General features: G+C 66.2%; 16 protein-coding genes. 3 read left to right on the plus strand and 13 right to left on the minus strand.

Annotated elements, in window-relative coordinates; all coding sequences use genetic code 11:
* Positions 1–123 precede the first annotated feature (123 nt).
* Both AC1DN9_RS26635 and AC1DN9_RS26640 read left to right on the plus strand, forming a co-directional pair.
* Entirely contained in the window at positions 124–1266 is a 1143-nt protein-coding gene (locus AC1DN9_RS26635; protein ID WP_478104971.1) for a glycosyltransferase family 4 protein, read from the plus strand.
* Positions 1263–1925 carry an acyltransferase gene (locus AC1DN9_RS26640; protein WP_478104972.1) on the plus strand — a complete coding sequence of 221 codons (663 nt, stop codon included), beginning with the start codon at positions 1263–1265 and terminating at the stop codon, positions 1923–1925. Before AC1DN9_RS26635 ends, AC1DN9_RS26640 begins: the two co-directional genes overlap by 4 nt.
* Positions 1926–1947: 22 nt before the next feature.
* Here the strand turns inward: AC1DN9_RS26640 and AC1DN9_RS26645 are convergent, their stop codons facing one another.
* Positions 1948–3039, minus strand: coding sequence for a BMP family ABC transporter substrate-binding protein (locus AC1DN9_RS26645; protein ID WP_478104973.1), 1092 nt, complete (start codon positions 3037–3039; stop codon positions 1948–1950).
* A 195-nt stretch (positions 3040–3234) separates the two neighbouring features.
* Here AC1DN9_RS26645 and AC1DN9_RS26650 point away from each other — a divergent pair, with 195 nt between their 5' ends.
* Positions 3235–5433, plus strand: a complete 2199-nt coding sequence (locus AC1DN9_RS26650) for a phosphocholine-specific phospholipase C (protein WP_478104974.1) — start codon at positions 3235–3237, stop codon at positions 5431–5433.
* A 60-nt stretch (positions 5434–5493) separates the two neighbouring features.
* On the opposite strand, the gene AC1DN9_RS26655 is transcribed toward AC1DN9_RS26650, so the two are convergent.
* The 12 genes from AC1DN9_RS26655 to AC1DN9_RS26710 all read right to left on the minus strand — a co-directional run bounded on the left by AC1DN9_RS26655 (position 5494) and on the right by AC1DN9_RS26710 (position 20710).
* The gene (locus AC1DN9_RS26655; RefSeq protein ID WP_478104977.1) at positions 5494–5910 is read right to left on the minus strand and encodes a hypothetical protein; all 417 of its coding nucleotides are present in this window, start codon (positions 5908–5910) and stop codon (positions 5494–5496) included.
* A gap of 123 nt (positions 5911–6033) precedes the next feature.
* Positions 6034–7092, minus strand: a complete 1059-nt coding sequence (locus tag AC1DN9_RS26660) for an adenosine deaminase (protein WP_478104978.1) — start codon at positions 7090–7092, stop codon at positions 6034–6036.
* On the minus strand, positions 7092–8093 hold the full coding sequence (locus AC1DN9_RS26665) for an aromatic ring-hydroxylating dioxygenase subunit alpha (RefSeq protein ID WP_478104980.1): 1002 nt from the start codon (positions 8091–8093) through the stop codon (positions 7092–7094). Before AC1DN9_RS26665 ends, AC1DN9_RS26660 begins: the two co-directional genes overlap by 1 nt.
* Before the next feature lie 67 nt (positions 8094–8160).
* On the minus strand, positions 8161–9336 hold the full coding sequence (locus AC1DN9_RS26670) for a BMP family ABC transporter substrate-binding protein (RefSeq protein WP_478104981.1): 1176 nt from the start codon (positions 9334–9336) through the stop codon (positions 8161–8163).
* A 53-nt stretch (positions 9337–9389) separates the two neighbouring features.
* The gene (locus tag AC1DN9_RS26675; RefSeq protein WP_478104982.1) at positions 9390–10310 is read right to left on the minus strand and encodes an ABC transporter permease; all 921 of its coding nucleotides are present in this window, start codon (positions 10308–10310) and stop codon (positions 9390–9392) included.
* 86 nt (positions 10311–10396) lie between these two features.
* The gene (locus tag AC1DN9_RS26680) at positions 10397–11545 is read right to left on the minus strand and encodes an ABC transporter permease (protein ID WP_478104984.1); all 1149 of its coding nucleotides are present in this window, start codon (positions 11543–11545) and stop codon (positions 10397–10399) included.
* Positions 11538–13079, minus strand: a complete 1542-nt coding sequence (locus AC1DN9_RS26685) for an ABC transporter ATP-binding protein (protein WP_478104985.1) — start codon at positions 13077–13079, stop codon at positions 11538–11540. The genes AC1DN9_RS26680 and AC1DN9_RS26685 overlap by 8 nt, the downstream gene beginning before the upstream one ends.
* 69 nt (positions 13080–13148) lie before the next feature.
* A complete protein-coding gene (locus AC1DN9_RS26690; RefSeq protein ID WP_478105019.1) occupies positions 13149–14432 on the minus strand; it encodes an NCS2 family permease in 1284 nt (427 codons plus the stop codon).
* 169 nt (positions 14433–14601) lie between these two features.
* Positions 14602–15558 carry a LysR family transcriptional regulator gene (locus AC1DN9_RS26695; protein WP_478104987.1) on the minus strand — a complete coding sequence of 319 codons (957 nt, stop codon included), beginning with the start codon at positions 15556–15558 and terminating at the stop codon, positions 14602–14604.
* Between the two features lie 64 nt (positions 15559–15622).
* Positions 15623–18049 (minus strand): xanthine dehydrogenase molybdopterin binding subunit, encoded by a 2427-nt coding sequence (gene xdhB, locus AC1DN9_RS26700; protein ID WP_478104988.1) that lies wholly within the window; start codon positions 18047–18049, stop codon positions 15623–15625.
* Position 18050: 1 nt separating this feature from the next.
* Positions 18051–19634: a xanthine dehydrogenase small subunit gene (gene xdhA, locus AC1DN9_RS26705; RefSeq protein ID WP_478104990.1), complete on the minus strand. Its 1584-nt coding sequence runs from the start codon at positions 19632–19634 to the stop codon at positions 18051–18053.
* Positions 19635–19798: 164 nt separating this feature from the next.
* Complete coding sequence (locus tag AC1DN9_RS26710; protein ID WP_478104991.1) at positions 19799–20710, minus strand: LysR family transcriptional regulator; 912 nt, start codon at positions 20708–20710, stop codon at positions 19799–19801.
* Positions 20711–20768: the final 58 nt, after the last annotated feature.

Consider the following 20768-nt stretch of genomic DNA (forward strand, 5'->3'; position numbering starts at 1 on the left):
CAATACTGGCGCTTCCCGGCCGATGGTACGCGCCGCGCAGGCAGCACGCTCGACCATAATTCCGCAACTCCTTCCAGGAAGATCGATGAATTCACGTGACGCCGCCAAGAGCGCCCGCAGCCGATGAAGGTGCTGCTGATCGCGAACTACGAGCCCGACGGACAGGCCAGCATGCTGGCCTTCAGGCGCGTCCTGGAACGTGAACTCCCCCATCTCGGGTGCGAGGTCCGCGTGATCGCCCCCACGATGCGGCTGCTGCGGTACTTCGAGACCTCGCGCTGGTGGAAGTGGCCGGCCTATGTCGACAAGTTCATCCTGTTCATTCCCTCGATGGCGCGCTCCGTGCGCTGGGCCGACGTGGTCCACGTCGTCGACCACTCCAACAGCATCTACGTCCCATGGGTGAAAGCCAAGCCCAATGTCGTGACCTGCCACGACGTGATCGCCGTGCAGGCGGCCAAGGGCATGGTCGACGGCTGGAGGGTGGGCCGGTTCGGGCGGCTGCTGCAACAGCTGATTTCCAAAGGGCTGGCCAAGGCCGATCTCGTCGCCTGCGTGTCGGACCTGACCCGGCGCGACCTGCTGGCGCTGGGCCTGGCAGACGAGCGCAAGGTCACGACCGTGCTCAACGGCCTGAACGACAACTTCGCTCCTGTGCCGCCGGACGAAGCGAAGCGGCTCATCGCGCGATTCGGCCTCTCGCCTGACGACAGGTACCTCATCCACGTGGGCGTGGATCTCGACCGCAAGAACCGGCCGGGCGTGCTCGGAGCCTTCATCGCGCTGCAGGAGCGCGCGGCGGCGGCCGGCAAGCAGGCCGTGGCACGGCGGCTGGTGCTCGTCGGCCCCCAGCTGTCGGCCGAACTGATGGAACTGGCGCGCCGGCACGGCGTCGCGGACCAGGTCCAGACAGTCAGGAACATCTCGCACGAAGAGCTTCGCGCGCTGTATTCGAGCGCCGTGGCGCTGCTCTTTCCGTCGCTCCAGGAAGGCTTCGGCTGGCCGGTGATCGAGGCTCAGGCCTGCGGTTGCCCCGTCTTCACGTCCGACCGGGCGCCCATGAACGAAATCGGCGGCCCCGGCGCGGTCTACGTCGACCCGACCGATCCGATCGCCATGGCCGCGGCCATCGAACAGGCAACACCGCGCCTGGACGAGATGCGCCGCCTGGGGCTCGAGAACGCAGCGCACTACACCGCCGAACGGATGGCGGCCAACTATGTCTCCGCCTACCGACGGGCGATCAGCGAGCGGAAGGCCCCATGAGAAAGCTGCTGGCGCTGGGCGTCGTGTTTCTCCCCTGGGCCGTCAAGCGCTGGGTCCTGCGGCGCTTCTGGGGCTACCAGATCGCCGACGACGCGCGCATCGGCCTCTCGTACATCTTTCCGGGTCGACTGGTGATGGGCGAAGGCGCCTACATCGGGCACTTGAACGTCGCCATCCACCTGGGCCGGCTGGAGTGCGGCGCGCATTCGATCATCGATCGCTCCAACTGGATCACCGGCCATCCGCCAGGCGGCGCCCACTTCACGCAACGCACGCAGCGCGATCCGGCGCTGCTGCTCGGCGACCACGCGGCCATCACCAAGTCGCACATCATCGACTGCACGGACAAGATCGAGATCGGCCCCTTCACGACCATCGCGGGCTATCACTCGCAGCTGATCACGCATGGGATCAACGTGGTCGAAGGCCGGCAGGACTGCAAGCCGATCCGCATCGGCGCCTATTGCCTGGTCGGCACGCGCGTCACGGTGCTGGGCGGCGCGGCGTTGCCGGACCATTCGGTGCTCGGCGCCGGTTCGGTGCTCAACAAGGTCCACACCGAGGAATACGCCGTATACGCAGGGCAGCCCGCTGCCAAGGTGAAGGCCCTCGACCCCGAAGGCGCCTACTTCCACCGCGAAAGCGGCTTCGTCCACTAAATTCCAGTGCTGCCGCGAGGGGTCAGCCTGCCTTCCCTTGCACCCCTTCGACCAGCCAGTTCATGTGGAGGATCTGCTCGTCGCTCAGGCTCTGGCCCTTGGGGATGACGACGTGGCCCTCGTTGTTGCGCACGTCGGCAACGGCGCGGAACGGTTGCAGCTTGCCGGATGCGATGTCCTGCTGGCGCAGCAGCACCTCGTCCTGCACGGCCTTGGGCACCTTCGAGCCGAAATCGCCCACACGGATCATTCCTTCCTTGACGCCGCCCCACACGTTGCCGCTCTTCCACGTGCCGTCGAGCACGGCACGCGCGCGCTTCGTGTAGTAGTCGCCCCACTGATGGGTGACGGCGACGATCTGCGCATCGGGCGCGACCTTGCGCATGTCGGAGTGATAGGCCACGGCCAACTTGCCGCGCTCCTGCGCCGCAGCCATCACGGCGGTCGAGCCGGTGTGGAAGGCGATCACGTCGACGTTCTGGTTGAACAGGGCCATCGCCGCTTCGCGTTCCTTGGGCGGGTCGAACCACACGTCGAGCCACACGACCTTGACCTGCGCCTTCGGGTTGACCGAGCGCATGCCCAGCGTGAAGGCGTTGATGCCCTGCAGCACCTCGGGGATCGGAAAGCCCGCGACGTAGCCGGCGACATTGGTCTTCGTCATGCGGCCCGCCGCGACGCCTGCGAGGTAGCGGCCTTCGTAGTAGCGCGCATTGGCGGTCGCGACGTTGGGCGCGGTCTTGTAGCCGGTGATCGACTCGAATTTCACGTCGGGAAAGTCGCGCGCCACCTTCAGCGTCGGCTCCATGTAGCCGAAGCTTGACGTGAAGATGAGCTTGTTGCCCTGCTGCGCAAGGTCGCGGATGACGCGCTCGGCGTCGGCGCCTTCGGCGACGTTCTCGACGTAGGTGGTCTTCACCTTGCCGTCCAGCACGGCCTCCACGGTCTTGCGTCCGTTTTCATGCTGGCGAACCCAGCCGGCGTCGGTGACAGGCGCGACATAGACGAAGCCGATCTTGAGCGGATCGGCCTTCTGTGCAGGTTGCGAGGGTTGCGAAAAAGCGGGGAGAAAAAAACAGGCGGCCGCGAGCGCGGCTGCGAGGTTTTTGTACATGGTGGTCCTCTACATGGCCCCAAAAGAAAAAAAACGGCGCTACGGGGCAGCAACGCCGGGCCGGCATTTTACCCGCGCACCACGTGCATAGCGGGCCCCTGTCACGCGCGCTTCACGGCGATGTCACGCCCTCTCCCTAGTCTTGCGCCCGTTCATCCCACCCAACGACCCCCACTCCCGGAGGAGAACCGACCCATGAACTCGCGCCGCAAATTCATCCAGGGCACCGCCACCACCGGCATTGCCGCTGCCACGCTCGCCGCCTTTCCGCCGAGCATCCGACGCGCCCTCGCGATTCCCGCGCACAACAAGACGGGCACCCTCAAGGATGTCGAGCACATCGTGATCCTGATGCAGGAGAACCGCTCCTTCGACCACTACTTCGGCACGCTGCGCGGCGTGCGCGGCTTCGGCGACCGTTTCACGATCCCGCTGCCGCAGGGCCTGAACGTCTGGCAGCAGACCGACGCCAACGGCAAGCAGGTGCTGCCCTTCCACCTCGACGGCAGCACCGGCAATGCACAGCGCTTCAGTGGCACGCCCCACACCTGGGTCGACGGCCAGAACGCGTGGGACGGAGGCCGCATCAACCAGTGGCCGCGCTACAAGACGGCCGCGTCGATGGGCTACTTCCAGGAAGCCGAGTTGCCCTTCCAGTTCGCGCTGGCCAATGCCTTCACGATCTGCGACGCCTACCACTGCGCCATGCACACCGGCACCAATTCCAACCGCATGTTCCTGTGGACCGGCACCAACGGCCCGACCGGCGCGGGCGTCGCCTCGGTGAACAACGAGTGGGACTCCATCGACGCATCGACCCTCGGCTACGAATGGAAGACCTACCCCGAGCGCCTGCAGGCCGCCAAGGTGAGCTGGATGGTCTACCAGAACATGCCCGACAACTTCGGCGACAACCCGCTGGCAGGCTTCAAGCAGTACCGCGTGGCCAACGAAGTCTCGGGCAAGCCGGTGAGCAACGACGCCCTTTCGCCCGCCTACGATCCGGCGAGCGACGATGTCGGGAACCCACTGTACAAGGGCATCGCCAACACGATGCCCGGCGATTTCAACGATCCGGGAACCTACTTCGATCGCTTCCGCCAGGACATCAAGACCGGCAAGCTGCCGCAGGTTTCATGGCTGATCGCGGGCGCGACGTATTCGGAGCACCCCGGCCCGTCCAGCCCGGTGCAGGGCGCCTGGTACGTCCAGGAGACGCTTGACGCACTGACCGCCGTGCCCGAGGTCTGGAGCAAGACCGTGCTGATCGTCGACTTCGACGAGAACGACGGCTACTTCGACCACTGTCCGTCGCCCTCTGCGCCTTCGCTCAATCCGGACGGCAGCCCGGCGGGCAAGACGACGCTGCCCGAGCGCGAAGTCGCCTTCGAGCGCTTCACCCATCCCAACCCGCCCGGCACCCAGAACCAGCCCCAGCCTGACGGCCGCGTGTACGGGCCCGGCATGCGGGTGCCGATGTATGTCATCTCGCCCTGGAGCCGCGGCGGCTGGGTCAACTCGCAGGAGTTCGACCACACCTCGGTCATCCGCTTCATCGAGAAGCGCTTCGGCGTCAAGGAGCCCAACATCAGCCGCTTCCGCCGTGCGGTATGTGGCGACCTGATGAGCGCCTTCAATTTCGAGAACCCCAACAACGAAGTGCTGCCCACGTTGGCAGGCCGCAAGACCCGCACCCAGGCGGACATGCTGCGCGCGGACCAGGAAAAGCTCGCGCCGATCACGCCGCCGGCCAACCCGCTGCTGCCGCAGCAGGCCACCGGCACGCGCCCATCGCGCGCCCTGCCCTACGAACTGCACGTGAGCGCGCGCGCCGATGCGCTGCACGGCCGGGTCCGGCTCGTGTTCGCCAACACCGGCGAGGCCGGGGCTGTGTTCCACGTCTACGACAAGCTCAACCTCGACCGCCTGCCACGGCGCTACATGGTCGAGCAGGGCGACCGCCTGGAAGACGACTGGAACGCCATGACCAGCAACGCCGGCCTCTACGACCTCTGGGTGCTCGGGCCCAACGGTTTCCACCGGCATTTCAAGGGCGACCTGAACCGCCTGCGCGCGGGCGGTGCACCCCAGCCGGAGCTCCGCATCGGCTACGAGAAGCACCGCGGCGACCTCTACGTGAAGCTGCGCAACGACGGCGACCGGCCCTGCCAGTTCACGGTCCAGTCCAAGGCCTACCGCAACGATGTGCGGCAGGTTCGCGTCAAGGGCGGCGACGACGCCGAACTGCATTGGGATCTGGACGACAGCGGCTACTGGTACGACTTCGCCGTCACCTGCGATGCGGACCCGGCCTACTTGCGCAGATTCGCCGGTCGCGTCGAGACCGGCAAGCATTCCGTGAGCGACCCGGCCTTCGGCAAGCCGGATCTTTGAGGCAGAAGTGAAAAAGGGGCGCGGCCAACGCCGCGCCCCTCTTTTGCCTTGGGGGACGTGTTACTTGGACGCGGTCGCCGGGTTCTGCATCGTCGAGATGACGCGGCTGTTGACGCGCGAGCCACCCACCACGTTCTGGTCCGGTGCCGAGGCGGCGGCTATCGCTTGCGCGTTCACTGCCGCCGGATCAGCCATCGGCGTGAAGGGCTCGGCGCCACGCGAACCGCGCGTCACGTTCTGGTCCGGCGCGTGCGCCGTCGCGACGGCCTGTTGCGCCAACTTGTCGGGATCGGCCATCGGCGTGAACGGCTCGGCGCCGCGCGAGCCGCGGGTCACGTTCTGATTGGGTGCGTGGGCCGCGGCGATCGCCTCGGCCTGGACGTCAGCGCGGCTGCGGCCTTGAACAGTCTGCGCCTGGACGGTGGTCATGGCGCATGCGGCGAGCAGGGCGCCGGTGACGATTTGCGAGAGCTTCATATCGAATCCTTTGGATGAGAGTGGCATAGGGATAACCCTGTGCACGTTAACCCTCATCCATGGCGGAACGATGACGAAACGGAGCCGGATGTCCCGGACGCGACGCGCCGAGAACGCGCAGGCTCAGGCGAAGCCGTCGAACACGGCGTTGAGCCGGTCGACGTAGGCCCGCTTGGCGGCCGCGTCCACAAAACTGCCCTCGAAGCTGTTCGCCGCAAGCTGCCAGGCATGCTGCGCGGTGAGGCCGGTGGCGGCGAAGGTCTCGACGAAGTTCTGATTCATGTAGCCGCCGAAATAGGCCGGATCGTCCGAGTTCACCGTCGCGACCAGACCGCCATCGAGCAACTCGCGCAGGTTGTGCTGGCCCAGGTCGGGAAACACGCAGAGCTTGAGGTTCGACAGCGGGCACACGGTCAGCGGAATGCGGTCCTGCGCGAGCCGCTTCATGAGCGCGGCGTCCTTGGTGCTCTGCACGCCGTGATCGACGCGCTCGACCTTGAGCACGTCGAGCGCGCTCCACACGTAGGCCGGTGGCCCCTCCTCGCCCGCATGCGCGACGAGATGAAAGCCGAGTTCGCGGCAACGGGCGAACACGCGCGCGAACTTCTCGGGCGGATGGCCGAGTTCGCTCGAATCGAGACCGACGCCGATGAAGCGGTCGCGGAAAGGCAATGCCTGTTCGAGCGTGGCGAAGGCGTCTTCCTCGCTGAGATGGCGCAGGAAGCACATGATCAGTTCGGCGTCGACACCGAGCTTGGCCTTGGCGTCGACGCAGGCACGATGCAGCCCGTCGACCACGGTCTGCATCGACACGCCGCGCTCGGTGTGGGTCTGCGGGTCGAAGAACATCTCGGTGCGCACGACGTTGTCCGCCGCCGCGCGCTCCAGATAGGCCCAGGCCATGTCGTAGAAGTCCTGCTCCTTGAGCAGCACGCTGGCGCCGGCGTAGTAGATGTCCAGGAAGGTCTGCAGGTTGGTGAAGGCGTAGGCGCGGCGCAGGTCCTCCACGCTCGCATACGGAATGGCGACACCGTTGCGCTGCGCGAGCGCGAAGATCAACTCGGGCTCCAGCGAGCCCTCGATGTGCATGTGCAGTTCGGCCTTGGGCATGGCGGCCAGCAGCGCCGGCAAGCGCTCGGCCGGCACGTCGCGGACGGTGTGGCGGGGGATGGGCGTGTTCATCAGCAGACTCCGAAGGTGATGCCGCGCGCCTTGAGATGGCGGCGGTAGATGGACGAGGCCTTGTCGGCCACCGTGTGAAGCTCGGCCCGGAGGTCGAGCGGCAGGCGCTTGGGGGTTTGCGATTCGAGCACCGGCTTGTCCTGCAGGAAGATGGTGTCCTGGAAAGCGCGCAGCGCGGCTTCGTCGCGCTCGAAGTCGGCCGTCGCGAACCGGAACCAGACGCGGCTGTGCTCCGCGTCGATCGGGCAGATGTACAGCGCGATCGATTCGCGGTAGTCGCCGATGCCGACGCTCGCAGCCTCGGGCACCTTGGTGAGCACGGCCGCATACGGCGCGGTGACCTCGTAGGTGTATTCGACCTGCGCGGGCGCGGTCGAGTTGATGGTGGATTGCGGCTGCCAGGCCTTGCACCCTGTGGCGAGCAGGCCGTGCGGCGTGGCTTCGACGCGGTAGTCGTCGATCGCCGCCATGTCGCGCGCACCCAGCCAGCCTTCGTGCACGAAGCCGAAGTGGGCCATGTCGAGGAAGTTCTCGATCAGCCGAGGAGCGCTGGTCTCGACGTCGTAGGGTCCGCAGTTGACCTTGCGCAGACTCGCATCGGCCTCGGACGCGAAGGCCGGAATCGATTCGTCGTCACCCTCGACTGGTGCGGCAAGCTGCACCCAGATCAAGCCGTTCCCTTCACGCGCACCATGCGCCACCGCGCGGTGCGTCGGCGGCGGGACGAAGCCAGGCAAGGCCGGCACCTGCGTGCAATGGCCGCCGGCCTCGAAGCGCCAACCGTGATACGGGCATTCGAGGTGCGCGCTGCCCTCGCAATTCACCACCCGCCCCAGCGAAAGCTGCGCGCCGCGATGCGGACAGCGGTCCGCCCACGCGTGGATGGAGGCCTTGTCGTCGCGCCAGAGAACGATGTTTTCGCCCAGCAGTCGCGCGGCCACCGGCGCGGTCGCCACGCCATCGACGAGCGCCACGGGATGCCACATCTGTCTTTCAATCATCGTGAGACTTGAAACAAAAAAGGGCTGCCCCAGGGCAACCCTTTGCGCCGGAAATCCGGGCCGTAGATTACTTCTTGTCGCCGCCCGGCACCTTGCCTTCCACGCCCTTGACGTAGAAGTTGATGCCCGTGAGGAACTTGTCGTCCGCCACGGCGCCGGCTGCCACCAGTTCCTTGCCGTCCTGGTCGACGATCGGACCCTTCCAGATCGCGAAGCTGCCGTCCTTCAGACCCTTCTTGACTTCGTCGACCTTGGCCTTGGCCTCGGCCGGCACGTCGTCGGCGATCGAGACGAGGTCGATCGCGCCTTCCTTCACGCCCCACCAGCTCTGGCCGGTGGTCCACTTGCCGTCGAGCACGTCCTGCGTGGCCTTGATGTAGTAAGGACCCCAGTTGATGACCGCCGACGCCAGGTGGGCCTTCGGGCCATAGGCCGTCATGTCCGAATCCCAGCCGAAGGCGCGCTTGCCCTTTTCCTGCGCGGTCTTGAGCACGGCCGGCGAGTCGGTGTTCTGGAACAGAACGTCGGCGCCGCCGTTGATGAGCGCGGTGGCGGCTTCGGTTTCCTTCGGCGGGCTGAACCATTCGTTGACCCACACCACCTTGGTCGTGACCTTCGGGTTCACCGACTGCGCGCCCAGCGTGAAGCTGTTGATGTTGCGCAGCACTTCGGGGATCGGCACCGAGCCGACGACACCCAGCGTGTTGCTCTTGGTCATCGAACCCGCGACGATGCCGGCCATGTAGGCGCCTTCATACGTGCGGCTGTCGTAGGTGCGCAGGTTCTCGGCCGTCTTGTAGCCCGTGGCGTGCTCGAACTTGACGTCCTTGTTGTCGGCCGCAACCTTGAGCATGGGCTCCATGTAGCCGAAGGTCGTGCCGAAGATCAGCTTGTTGCCCTGGCTCACCATGTCGCGGAACACACGCTCGGCATCGGCGCCCTCGGGCACGCTTTCAACGAAGGTGGTCTTGATCTTGTCGCCGAATTCCTTCTCGATCGCCTTGCGGCCGTTGTCGTGCGCGAAGGACCAGCCGCCGTCGCCCACCGGGCCGACATAGGCGAAAGCAATGTTGAGGGGGCCGGTCGAAGCCGGTGCGGGCGCGGCGGCCGTGGGTGCCGGGGCGGCGGGCGCGGCGGCCGGTGCCGCGGCTTCTTCCTTCTTGCCGCAGCCGATGAGGGCGGCCGAAGCGACTGCCGTAAGGGCGGCCAGCTTGAGCAGGGAACGCTTGTTCAGATCATTCATTGTTTGAAATCCTCAAAGGACGGGTTGGCGGAGAAACAAACGGAAACGCGAGATTATGAGCCGGGGTAGAACGGTTTTCCTATCGAAGCCGGCATGTTCACGCGAATGAACGCGGGGTTGCGCGAGATCAAGGCCAGCACCACGATCGGCGCGATGTAGGTCAGCATGCTCAGGAACTGGCTCGGCACGTTGACGCCGGTGCTCTGCAGGTGAAAACCCAGCATCGAGACGCCGCCGAACAGGTAGGCGCCGAGTAGCACGCGCACCGGTCGCCATGTCGCGAATGTGGTCAGCGCCAGCGCAATCCAGCCCCGGCCGGCGACCATGCCCTCGACCCACAGCGGCGTGTAGACCGTCGAGAGATAGGCGCCCGCCAGTCCGCACAGTGCCCCGCCCGCGATCACCGCCAGGAAACGGATGCGCCGCACCGGATAGCCCAGCGCATGCGAGGACTCCGGCGACTCGCCCACCGAGCGCAGCACCAGCCCGGCGCGCGTGCGGTAGAGGAACCAGATCAGCCCGATGGTCAGCAGCACCGCTAAATACACCATCGGGTGATGCCGGAACAGCGCCGGCCCGACCAGCGGGATGTCGCCGAGCACCGGGATCGCGTAGGACACGCTCTCCGGCAACTTGGCCTGCACGAAGTTGATGCCCGCGAAAGCCGAGAAGCCGACGCCGAAGAGGCTGAGCGCCAGCCCGGTCGCGTACTGGTTGGTGTTGAGCCAGATCACCAGCACGCCGAAGAAGGACGCCAGCAATGCGCCTGCCGCCATGCCGGCCAGGAAGCCGAGCCATGTGTTGTGCGTGGTGACCACGGTGGCGAATCCGGCGATCGCGGCGCAGAGCATCATGCCCTCGGCGCCGAGGTTCACGATGCCGGCCTTCTCGTTGATCAGCAGGCCCAGCGCCGCGATGGCGAGCACCGTGCCGGCGCTCAGGGTGGACCCCAGGAGGAGTGCGTAGCTTTCCATCATGCCTCCCGCCGGGCCGCCCCTAGGGAGGCATGCGCCCCCTCGGGGGGCAGCGAATACACGAAGTGATGAGCGTGGGGGTTCATCTATGCGGCTCCTTCTGTGGGACGGGCGACGGGGGCGGTCAAGGGCGTGCTGACTTGCAGCGAAGACGTTCCGGGCTCGACCACGGCCTTGGGCGCAAGCTTGCGCCGGATGCGATAGGCAATCAGCGTGTCGCAGGCCAGCAGCGTGAACAGCAGCAGCCCCTGGAACACCCCCGTCAGCGACTTCGGCAGCCCGAGCCGCGATTGCGCCAGTTCACCACCGATATAGAACATGCTCATCAGGATCGCCGAGAAGATCATCCCCACCGGATGCAGCCGGCCAACGAAGGCCACGATGATCGCGGCAAAACCGTAGCCGGCCGGGACATAGGGGTTGAGCTGGCCGATCGGGCCCGCCACTTCGAGCGCGCCCGCAAGACCTGCCGCGCCGCCCGAGGTGAGCAATGCGATCCACACCGCGCGCCGTGCCGAGAAGCCGGCGTAGCGCGCGGCCGCCGGGGCCAGCCCGCCGACCTGCTGCGCGAACCCGGCCCGCGTACGGAACAGGAAGACCCACAAGGCCCCCGCGCCGATCAACGCAATGACGAGTCCGATGCTCACGCGCGAGCCTTTCATGAGCCGCGGGATCTGCGTCACCGCTTCGAAGGTCTTCGTCTGCGGGAAGTTGTAGCCGTGTGGGTCCTTCCAGGGCCCATAGACCATATAGCCCAGCAGCAGCGTCGCGACGTACACCAGCATCAGGCTCACGAGAATCTCGTTGGCGTTGAACTTGTCGCGCAGGAAAGCGACGATGCCCGCCCACACCATGCCGCCCGCAATGCCTGCGACCAGGATGCCGACGACGATCCAATGGCTGGTGTCCTTGTCGGCCAGCAGCGCGACACCACCGGCCGCCATCGCGCCGAACACGAACTGCCCTTCGGCGCCGATGTTCCACACATTGGCACGGAAGCACACCGCCAGGCCGAGCGCGATGATCAGCAGCGGCGTGGCCTTGACCATCAACTCGCCCAGCGCATAGCCGCTCTTGATCGGCTCCCAGAAGAAGACCAGCAGGCCCTTGACGGGATCCTTGCCCAGCAGCGCAAAGAGCACCATGCCGATCACCACGGTGACCAGCAGCGCCAGGATCGGGGAGCCATAGCTCCAGAAGCGCGACAGTTGCGGGCGGGGTTCGAGCTTAAGCATGGGCGACCTCCGACGACGCCGCTGCGGCGTGATGCGACTTGTCCCAGAGCCCGCTCATCCATTCGCCGATCTGCGGCACCGTGGCAGCGGAGCGGTCGATCGACGGCGACAGCCGGCCCTTGGCGATCACGTAGAGCCGATCGCTGATTTCGAAGAGCTCGTCGAGCTCCTCGCTCACCACGAGCACCGCGCAACCGGCGTCGCGCAGTGCGAGGATCTCGCCGCGGATCAACGCTGCCGCGCCCACGTCGACACCCCAGGTCGGCTGCGAGACGATGAAGATCTTCGGGTTGGCGTCGATCTCACGGCCGACGATGAACTTCTGCAGATTGCCGCCCGACAGCGAGCGCGCCGCCGCGTTCGGCCCGCCGGCCTTGACGTTGAAGCGCTTGATGATGTCGCTGGCATGCTGGTTCAGCGCCCGCGTGCGAATCCAGCCGCCCTTTCCGACCGCGTTGCTGCGCGTCAGCAAGAGGTTGTGCGCCAGCCCCAGCGTCGGCACCGCGCCGCGGCCCAGCCGCTCCTCGGGCACGAAATGCAGGCCCAGCGCACGCCGCCGGCGCGGCCTGAAGTGCGCGGCCGCCTGGCCGAAAACCTCGATCATCGGGGCGTCGGCGCGGGTGTCTTCGCCCGACAGCGCGTAGAGCAGCTCCTTCTGCCCGTTGCCCGACACGCCCGCGATGCCCACCACCTCGCCGGCGCGGACGTCGAGCGAGATGCCGTCCAGGTCGACGCCGAATTGATCTTCGCGCGCCAGCGTCAGGCCCTTGACCTTGAGCGCCACCGCGCCGGCGTGAATCGGCCGGTGCGTGAGCGGCGGCGGCTCCGCGCCGATCATCAGGCGCGAGAGCGATTCGTTGGATTCGTTCTGCGGATTGCACACCCCGGTGACCTTGCCGCCGCGCAGCACCGTGCAGGCCGTGCACAGCTCTCGGATCTCGTGCAGCTTGTGGCTGATGTAGAGGATGCTGCAGCCCTCGGAGGCCAGCTTCTTGAGCACGACGAAGAGCTTCTGCACCGCCTGCGGCGTCAGCACCGAGGTCGGCTCGTCGAGGATCAGCAGCTTGGGGTCCGTCAGCAGCGCGCGGATGATCTCGACGCGCTGCATCTCGCCGACCGACAGCGTGTGCACCGGCCGCGAGGGGTCGATGTCCAGCCCGTATTCGCCCGCCTTGGCCTGCACCCGGCGCGCCACTTCGGCCAGCGCCAGGCTCTTGTCCAGGCCCAGCCAGACGTTTTCGGCGACGGTGAGGGTGTCGAAGAGGCTGAAGTGCTGGAACACCATGCTGATGCCCAGCGCCCGCGCCTCCTGCGGATTGCGCACGTTGACCGGCTGGCCGTTGAACATCACGCTGCCTTCATCCGGCTTGACCGAGCCGTAGATGATCTTCATCAGCGTGGATTTGCCGGCGCCGTTTTCGCCGAGGACCGCGTGGGTTTCACCAGGTTCGACCGTCAGCGAAACATCGCTGTTGGCGACGACCGCGGGATAGCGCTTGGTGATGTGCGCGAGCTGGAGTCTGTGGATTGTCATGCCTATGCCTGGCCTGTGGGTTGTCGTTCGAGCCCTGAACCGCCCTCTCGGGCGATCGCCTTATTGTCGTCAGTGTCCGCCGATATAGATGAACTTGAAAAGGAACACGCCGCCGATGAGCCACACCATCCAGTGCACCTCCTTGGCCTTGCCCGTAAACAGCTTCAGGGCCGCATAGCTGATGAAGCCGAACGCAAGGCCGTTGGCGATGGAATAGGTGAACGGCATGGTCAGTGCCGTCACGACAGCCGGGATCGTCTCGGTCGTCTCTTCCCAATCCAGTTCCGTCAATTCCCTAAGCATCAAACAGGCCACAAAGAACAACGCGGGTGCCGTGGCATAGGCCGGCACGGCGCCGGCCAGGGGCGAAATGACCAGCGCGGCCAGGAACAGCACGGCCACCGTGAGGGCCGTGAGCCCGGTGCGGCCGCCGGCCTGCACACCTGCCGCGCTTTCCACGTAGGCGGTGGTGCTCGACGTGCCCAGCAGCGAACCCGCGAAGATCGCGCCGCTGTCGGCCAGGAGCGATTTGTTCAGACGGTCCATCTTGCCCGGCACCAGCAGGCCCGCGCGCCGGGCCACGCCCATCAGCGTGCCGGTGGCGTCGAACAGTTCAACGAGGAAGAACACCAGGATCACGTTCAGGATGCCGCCCGACAGCGCCGCCTTGATGTCCAGCTGCAGAAAGGTCGGAGCGATCGACGGCGGCGCCGCGAAGACGCCGTGGAAGGTGTTGCCGCCGAAGAAGAAGGACAGCACGGTCACCGAGATGATCCCGATCAGGATCGCGCCGGGCACCTTGAGCCGGTCGAGCACGACGATCAGAAAGAAGCCCAGCGTCGACAACACGACTTCCGGCGTGTGCAGGTCGCCGAGGGTGACATAGGTCGCCTTCGACGGCGCCACGATGCCCGCACTCTTGAGCGCGATGATCGCGAGGAAGAGCCCGATACCGACCGTGATCGCGATGCGGATCGAGTGCGGTATCCCCTTGATGATCAGCTCGCGAACCTTGAACACCGTCACCAGCAGGAACAGGCAACCGGAGACGAACACCGCCCCCAGCGCCGCCTGCCAGGTGAAGCCCATTTGCAGCACCACCACATAGGCGAAGTACGCGTTGAGGCCCATGCCCGGCGCCAGCGCGATCGGATAGTTCGCGTAAAGCGCCATGATGCCCGTGCCCAGCGCGGCGATCAGGCAGGTGGCGACGAACACCGCGTCCTTCGGCATGCCTGCGTCGCCGAGGATCGAGGGGTTGACGAAGATGATGTAGGCCATCGTGAGGAAGGTCGTGAGACCCGCCACGATTTCGGTGCGCACCGTGGTGCCGTGCTCCTCGAGCTTGAACATCCGTTCCGCCCAGCCTTTGGCGGAGGTTTGCCGCGGCGCGGCTTGCCGTGGGGGGGCCTGCCCGCTGAGGTCGAGCACTTGTTCTGTCCGGTTCATCGTCTTGTCTCCGAGTCTTTGTGAGTCGATGGCGTTGGTTGTCTTGGTCGCGACGCCGGCGCGAAAAATCGTTCTATTCGGGGCCGGCGCCGGCGGCCGCCATGGGCCGCAAGGTCGCCGCTACCGACTTGGCCCGCTCGCGCAGCCAGCGCGCCGAACTCGATGAATGGGTGCGCTCATGCCAGAGCTGGTAGTACATGAGGCGCGGCAGCGGCACGGGGCATTCGAGGATCGCGACCGGCAGGCGGTCGAGGAAGCGCTCGCAATACTGGCGGCCGGTCGTCAGCACCAGCAGGCTCGACGCGACGATGTCGGGAATGAGCCCGAAGTGCGCGCAGCGTGCCGTGATGTTGCGCTGCCGGCCCATCTCGTCGAGCATCTGGTCGATGATTCCTCGCGCGCCCGGATGCATGGGCGTCGGGGCGATGTGCTCGGCCACGAGCCAGCTTTCCAGGTCCCAGCCGCGCCGCACGGCCGGATGGTCCTTGTTGACCAGCGAGACGATCTCGTCGCCGAAGAGCCGCGCCATGTGCAGGTCCTCGGGCGGCTTGAGCCAGTTGCCGATCACCACGTCGACCTGCCCGAGCGACAGATGCGCGTGGTAGTCCGAGTCCGAGGACAGCGGATGGATCTCGATGTGGCACATCGGTGCCTGGCTCTTGATCTGCGCCACCAGCTGCGGCAGGAAGAGCGGGTCCATGTAGTCGCTCGCCGCGATGCGAAAGGTGGTGGCGGCCGTCTGCGGATCGAAGCCGCGTGCATCGCTGAACAGCACCTCGGCCGAGCGCAGGATGGCCGCCGCCGGCTCGATCATCCGAAGGCCCGCATCGGTCGGGACCATGCCCGAACCCGAGCGCACCAGCAACGGGTCGCCCGACAGTTCGCGCAGCCGCTTGAGGGCTGCGGAGACGGCGGGCTGGTACATCCCCAATCGGATGGCGGCACGCGAAACGCTGCGGTCGGTGAGCACGGTGTGTAGAACCCGGATGAGATGAAGATCGATCTTGTCGAGTAGCGCCTGGTCTCTCATAGCTGCCCACTGTGGTCTGGAATGTGCGGGCAGTTATACAGCGCTGCATTCACATGGAAATACCTCAGGCGGCGGCGTTCTGCACCGCGGTGATGGCTCTCAGGATCGATTCGCTCGTCGCCGGCGCGCGCAGCGGCGGATCGGCCCGATGGCCGCCCGTTGCCGACACCGCGTCGCGAATCGCGAAGAACACCGAGAACGGCAGCAGCAGCGGCGGCTCGCCGACCGCCTTGCTGCGGTGGATCGAGTCCTCGTAGTTCTGACCTTCGAACAGCCGCACGTTGAGCACCGGCGGGCAGTCGTTGGCCGTCGGGATCTTGTAGGTGCTGGGCGCATGCGTGGTCAGCAGGCCGGTCTTCGGGTGCCACACCAGTTCTTCGGTCGTCAGCCAACCCATGCCCTGGATGAAGGCGCCTTCGACCTGGCCGATGTCGACCGCCGGGTTCAGCGATTTGCCGGCGTCGTGCAGGATGTCGGCGCGCAGCAGCTTCCATTCGCCGGTCAGCGTGTCGACGACGACCTCGCTCACCGCAGCGCCGTAGGCGTAGTAGAAGAACGGCCGGCCGAACATCTTGTCCTTGTCCCAGCTCAGGCCGGGCGTGGCGTAGAAGCCGTCGGACCAGAGCTGCACGCGGTCGAGGTAGGCCTCGCCGACCAGCGTGCTGAAAGGCAGCGTGCGGCCGTTGACTTCGACCTTGTCGTTGGCAAAGCGCACCGCGGAAGCGTCACCACCATGGCGCGCCGCGGCGCACGCCGCCAGCCGCTCGCGGATCTGCCGAGCCGCATCCTGCGCGGCCTTTCCGTTCAGGTCGGCGCCGGTCGACGCGGCGGTGGCCGAGGTGTTGGCGACCTTCTGCGTATCGGTGGCCGTGACCTTCACGCTCTCGAAGCTCACGCCCAGTTCGTGCGCGACGACTTGCGCCACCTTGGTGTTCAGCCCCTGTCCCATCTCGGTACCGCCGTGGTTCACGAGGATCGATCCGTCGGTGTAGACGTGCACCAGCGCGCCGGCCTGGTTGAAATGCTTCACGTTGAACGAGATGCCGAACTTGAGCGGCGCGAGCGCTATGCCGCGCTTGAGCACCGGACTCGTGGCGTTGAAAGCCGCGATGGCTTCCCGGCGAGCGCGGTAGTCGCTGCTGGCCTCCAGATCCTCCACCAGTTCGTGAATGATGTTGTCGTTCACGACCTGGCCATAGGGCGTGACGTTGTTCTCGCCCTTGCCGTAGAAGTTGACGCGACGCACATCCAGCGGGTCGCGGCCCAGTTCGCGCGCCACGCTGTCGAGGATGTTCTCGATCGCGATCGCCCCCTGCGGACCACCGAAACCGCGGAAGGCCGTGTTGCTTTGCGTGTTGGTCCTGCCCGAATAGCCGTGCATGGACACATCCGGCAGCCAGTAGGCGTTGTCGAAGTGGCACAGCGCGCGCGTCATCACCGGGCCCGAGAGGTCGGCTGAATGTCCCGCGCGCGAAACCATGTTGATCTCGGCGCCGAGGATGCGGCCCTCGTCGTCGTAGCCGACTTCGTATTCGTACCAGAAGCAGTGGCGCCGCCCGGTGATCATGAAGTCGTCGTCGCGGTCCAGCCGCAGCTTGACCGGGCGCTTCAGCTTGTTGGCGGCAACCGACGCGACACAGGCGAAGAGCGCCGATTGCGATTCCTTGCCGCCGAAGCCGCCGCCCATGCGCCGGCATTCGACGTGCACTTCGTTGGCGTGCAGGTGCAGCGCATGCGCCACCAGATGCTGCATCTCGCTCGGATGCTGGGTCGAGCAATACACATGCATCGCGCCGCCTTCCTTCGGGATGGCGTAGCTGATCTGGCCTTCGAGATAGAACTGTTCCTGCCCGCCGACGTCGAGTTCGGCCTTGAGCCGGTGCGGCGCCTTGGCGATGGCTGCCTTCGAGCCGCCCTCGTTCGTGGTGCGCACCAGATGCATCGGCGGCACGACGTACTGCTCTTTCGCGTGCGCCTCTTGCGGCGTCAGCACGGGCGGCGCGGCCTCGATGTCGAGCGCATCCTTGGCGCGCGCGGCGGCGCGGCGTGCAGCGTCGCGCGTTTCGGCGATGACGGCGAACACAGGCTGGCCCATGTAGCGGATGTCGCCGCTGCACAGGATCGGGTCGTCGTGCACGATCGATCCGCAATCGTTGCTGCCCGGGATGTCGGCGGCGGTGATGACGGTCACCACGCCCGGCATGGCGCGAATGGCTTCGAGGTTCATGTCCTTGAGCCGGCCGTTGGCCACGGGCGAGAGGCCCAGTGCGCAGTGCAGCGTGCCTGCGAGTTCGGGAATGTCGTCGATGTAGGTCGCCTCGCCGGCCACGTGCAGCCGCGCCGATTCGTGCGGCCGGCTGATGCCCACCCGCACGCCATCGTCGTGCGCCTTGGCTTCCGCCTTCGCATCGATGCGGGCGGCGGTATTGGTCAGGTAGTCGGCGAAAGCCTCTGCGGACTTGAAGAGGCTCGGATCGAGTGGCTTGTTCATCTCAGGCTCCTTCCGCCACGACGTGCGGCATCACGCTCCAGACGCTGGTCGCTTCGAGCGGCAAGGGGTCGTTCGTGCGCGTTTCCAGCCAAAGGCGTTGCAGCAGGTTCTGCGCCACCTGGAGGCGATAGTCTGCGCTTGCCCGCATGTCGGTCAAGGGCTTGAAATCCTGGGCGAGCGCCAGCTTGGCGGCGTTCACGCTGGCCTGCGTCCACGGCTTGCCCACCAGCGCGGCCTCGGCCTGCGCGGCGCGCTTGACGATCGCGGCCATGCCGCCGAAGGCCAGGCGTACTTCCTTCACCACGTCGCCGTCGAGCGCGATGGCGAATCCGCCGCACAGGGCCGAGATGTCGCAATCGAAGCGCTTGCTGATCTTGTAGGCGCGGACCTGGCGTTGCAGGGCGGCCAAAGGAATCGCCAGCCCCTGAACGAATTCGCCGGGCTCCAGGCGGTTCTTCATGTAGTCGACGTAGAAATCCGGCAGCGGCATGCGGCGCACGTGCTCGCCGCGGCGCAGTTCGATCTCGGCATCGAGCGACATGAGCACCGGTGGCGAATCGCCGATCGGCGACCCGTTGGCAACGTTGCCGCCGATGGTGCCGGCGTTGCGGATGGGCGGCGAGGCAAAGCGCAGCCACACGTCCGTCAGGCTGGGAACGCGCCGCGTCAACGCCGCGAACGCGGATTCGAGCGACGCGCCGGCGCCGAGATAAAGCTCGTTGGCGCGCTCCTCGACGGTCTTCATCTCGGCCACGTCGCCGACGAAGATGATGTCGCCCAGGTCGCGGAACAGCTTGTTGACCCACAGGCCGACGTCGGTCGAGCCGGCCAGAAGCTGCGCGGTCGGCTTCTCCATGCGCAGCGCGGCCAGTTCGGCCAGCGTGGTGGGCGCATGAAAGTGGTCCATGCGCTGGCCCAGCGGCGCGGCGTATTCGAAAGTGCTTTCGTGCCGCAGGCTGGTGAGCGCCTGCACCACCGGTTTCGTGTTCAGGCTTGCATCGGGCAGATCGAACATGCGCTGGCCGGCGTCGAGGATCGGCCGATAGCCGGTACAGCGGCACAGATTGCCCGAGAGGTCGTCCGCCAGTTGCTGCCGCGTCGGCCGCGTGCCGACGGCCTGGTGATGCTCGTAGGTGGACCACAGCGACATCACGAAGCCGGGCGTGCAGAAGCCGCATTGCGAGCCGTGGCAGTCGACCAAGGCCTGCTGCACCGGATGCAGGCGCTGCACCGGGTGCTTGTCGTGCGGCTGCTGTGCTTCATGGCTGTGGCCGCATTGCGTCTTGAGATCCTCGACGGTGAACAGCGCCTTGCCGTGCAGCGTGGGCAGGAACTGGATGCAGGCATTGACGGTCTGCAGCCGCAATCCGCCGATCGCTCCCTTCTCGCCGGGCTCGGCCAGTTCGCCGATCACCACGGTGCACGCACCGCAATCGCCCTCGTTGCACCCTTCCTTGGTGCCGGTGCAGCGGGCATCCTCGCGCAGCCAGTCGAGCACCGAACGGGTCGGGTGCACGCCGCTGACGTCGACGATCCGGCCTTGATGGAAAAAGCGGATGGGTTGTGTGCTCGGGGTCATGCTCATGCTCGTGGGGGAAACGCGTTTGTCGCGATCAAAAATCGGGTCAACCGGAAGTTATTCCTTTAGAGCGGCCTATGCATATATACGCGCCCATATCGGCTATGTGGGGGTTGGTATGGAAGGGGTGGGTTAACCCCTAAAAACCCCTCGAACCCTCCAAAACGCGCTCAGTTCTCGGTAAAGAGATCCTGAATCACCTGCCTCAACCACCGGTTCGCCGGATCTGCCTCGAAGCGTTTGCTCCAGTGCAGCGAGACGGTGAAGTCCCGCAGCGGAAAGGCCGGCTCGATGATCGAGTACCCACCCTCTTCCGCGAAGCCGCGCGCGATGTTGCGCGGCATCACCACCGCCAGGTCGGTCGCGCGGACGATGGCCGGAAGCACCATGAAGTGCTGGGTCGTCAGGCGCACGCGATCTTCCAGGTTGAGCAGCTGCAGGATGCGCAGCGTCTCGGCATGCGTGCGCACGGCGACGTATTCGAGCTCGCGCAAGGCCTCCAGCATCTGATGCCCGTTGCGGCGCGAGCGCGCGAAGGGATGGCCCTTGCGCAACAGCACGATGTAGCGATCCTTCAGCAGCGCCGCGCGCTGGGTATCGCGCACCTTGGGCAGGAAGCCGAAGGCGAAATCCACCCGGCCGCTGTCGAGCGCCGGGGCGATGTCGCCGGGCTGCAGCGGCAAGGTCTCCAGCCGCACGCCGGGTGCCAATTCGCCCAGCCGGGCCATCAGCGCCGGAAGAAATCGGCCTTCGCCGATGTCGCTCATGTGGATACGAAAAGTCTTGCGCGAATCGCCGGGCTCGAAGCGGTCGGGCTCGTTGAGCGCGTCTTCGAGCGTGCCCAGTGCCGACTGCACCGCCAGCGCCAACCGCTCGGCACGCGGCGTCGGCGAGACACCGCCTGGCGCGCGGATGAAGAGTGCGTCCTTCAACAGAAGCCGCAACCGCCCCAGCCCGTGGCTGGCCGCGGGCTGGGTGAGCCCGAGCGACTCGGCCGCGCGGCTGACGCTGCGCGCGCGGTAGACGGCGTCGAACAGCCGCAGCAGGTTGAGGTCGATGGTGTCGATATGCATGGCGTTCATATTGCTTAGCTCGATTATTTTATTGAACGCCGCTCATTGCGAACGCAAACTGACAGGT

This window comes from Variovorax sp. 05L425 (assembly GCF_056397705.1).

Excerpts from the sequence above, each read along its gene's own strand:
- AC1DN9_RS26635 (WP_478104971.1), top strand. The coding sequence starts at position 124 with ATGAAGGTGCTGCTGATCGCGAACTACGAGCCCGACGGACAGGCCAGC.
- AC1DN9_RS26640 (WP_478104972.1), top strand. The coding sequence starts at position 1,263 with ATGAGAAAGCTGCTGGCGCTGGGCGTCGTGTTTCTCCCCTGGGCCGTC.
- AC1DN9_RS26645 (WP_478104973.1), bottom strand. The coding sequence starts at position 3,039 with ATGTACAAAAACCTCGCAGCCGCGCTCGCGGCCGCCTGTTTTTTTCTC.
- AC1DN9_RS26650 (WP_478104974.1), top strand. The coding sequence starts at position 3,235 with ATGAACTCGCGCCGCAAATTCATCCAGGGCACCGCCACCACCGGCATT.
- AC1DN9_RS26655 (WP_478104977.1), bottom strand. The coding sequence starts at position 5,910 with ATGAAGCTCTCGCAAATCGTCACCGGCGCCCTGCTCGCCGCATGCGCC.
- AC1DN9_RS26660 (WP_478104978.1), bottom strand. The coding sequence starts at position 7,092 with ATGAACACGCCCATCCCCCGCCACACCGTCCGCGACGTGCCGGCCGAG.
- AC1DN9_RS26665 (WP_478104980.1), bottom strand. The coding sequence starts at position 8,093 with ATGATTGAAAGACAGATGTGGCATCCCGTGGCGCTCGTCGATGGCGTG.
- AC1DN9_RS26670 (WP_478104981.1), bottom strand. The coding sequence starts at position 9,336 with ATGAATGATCTGAACAAGCGTTCCCTGCTCAAGCTGGCCGCCCTTACG.
- AC1DN9_RS26675 (WP_478104982.1), bottom strand. The coding sequence starts at position 10,310 with ATGGAAAGCTACGCACTCCTCCTGGGGTCCACCCTGAGCGCCGGCACG.
- AC1DN9_RS26680 (WP_478104984.1), bottom strand. The coding sequence starts at position 11,545 with ATGCTTAAGCTCGAACCCCGCCCGCAACTGTCGCGCTTCTGGAGCTAT.
- AC1DN9_RS26685 (WP_478104985.1), bottom strand. The coding sequence starts at position 13,079 with ATGACAATCCACAGACTCCAGCTCGCGCACATCACCAAGCGCTATCCC.
- AC1DN9_RS26690 (WP_478105019.1), bottom strand. The coding sequence starts at position 14,432 with ATGTTCAAGCTCGAGGAGCACGGCACCACGGTGCGCACCGAAATCGTG.
- AC1DN9_RS26695 (WP_478104987.1), bottom strand. The coding sequence starts at position 15,558 with ATGAGAGACCAGGCGCTACTCGACAAGATCGATCTTCATCTCATCCGG.
- xdhB (WP_478104988.1), bottom strand. The coding sequence starts at position 18,049 with ATGAACAAGCCACTCGATCCGAGCCTCTTCAAGTCCGCAGAGGCTTTC.
- xdhA (WP_478104990.1), bottom strand. The coding sequence starts at position 19,634 with ATGAGCATGACCCCGAGCACACAACCCATCCGCTTTTTCCATCAAGGC.
- AC1DN9_RS26710 (WP_478104991.1), bottom strand. The coding sequence starts at position 20,710 with ATGAACGCCATGCATATCGACACCATCGACCTCAACCTGCTGCGGCTG.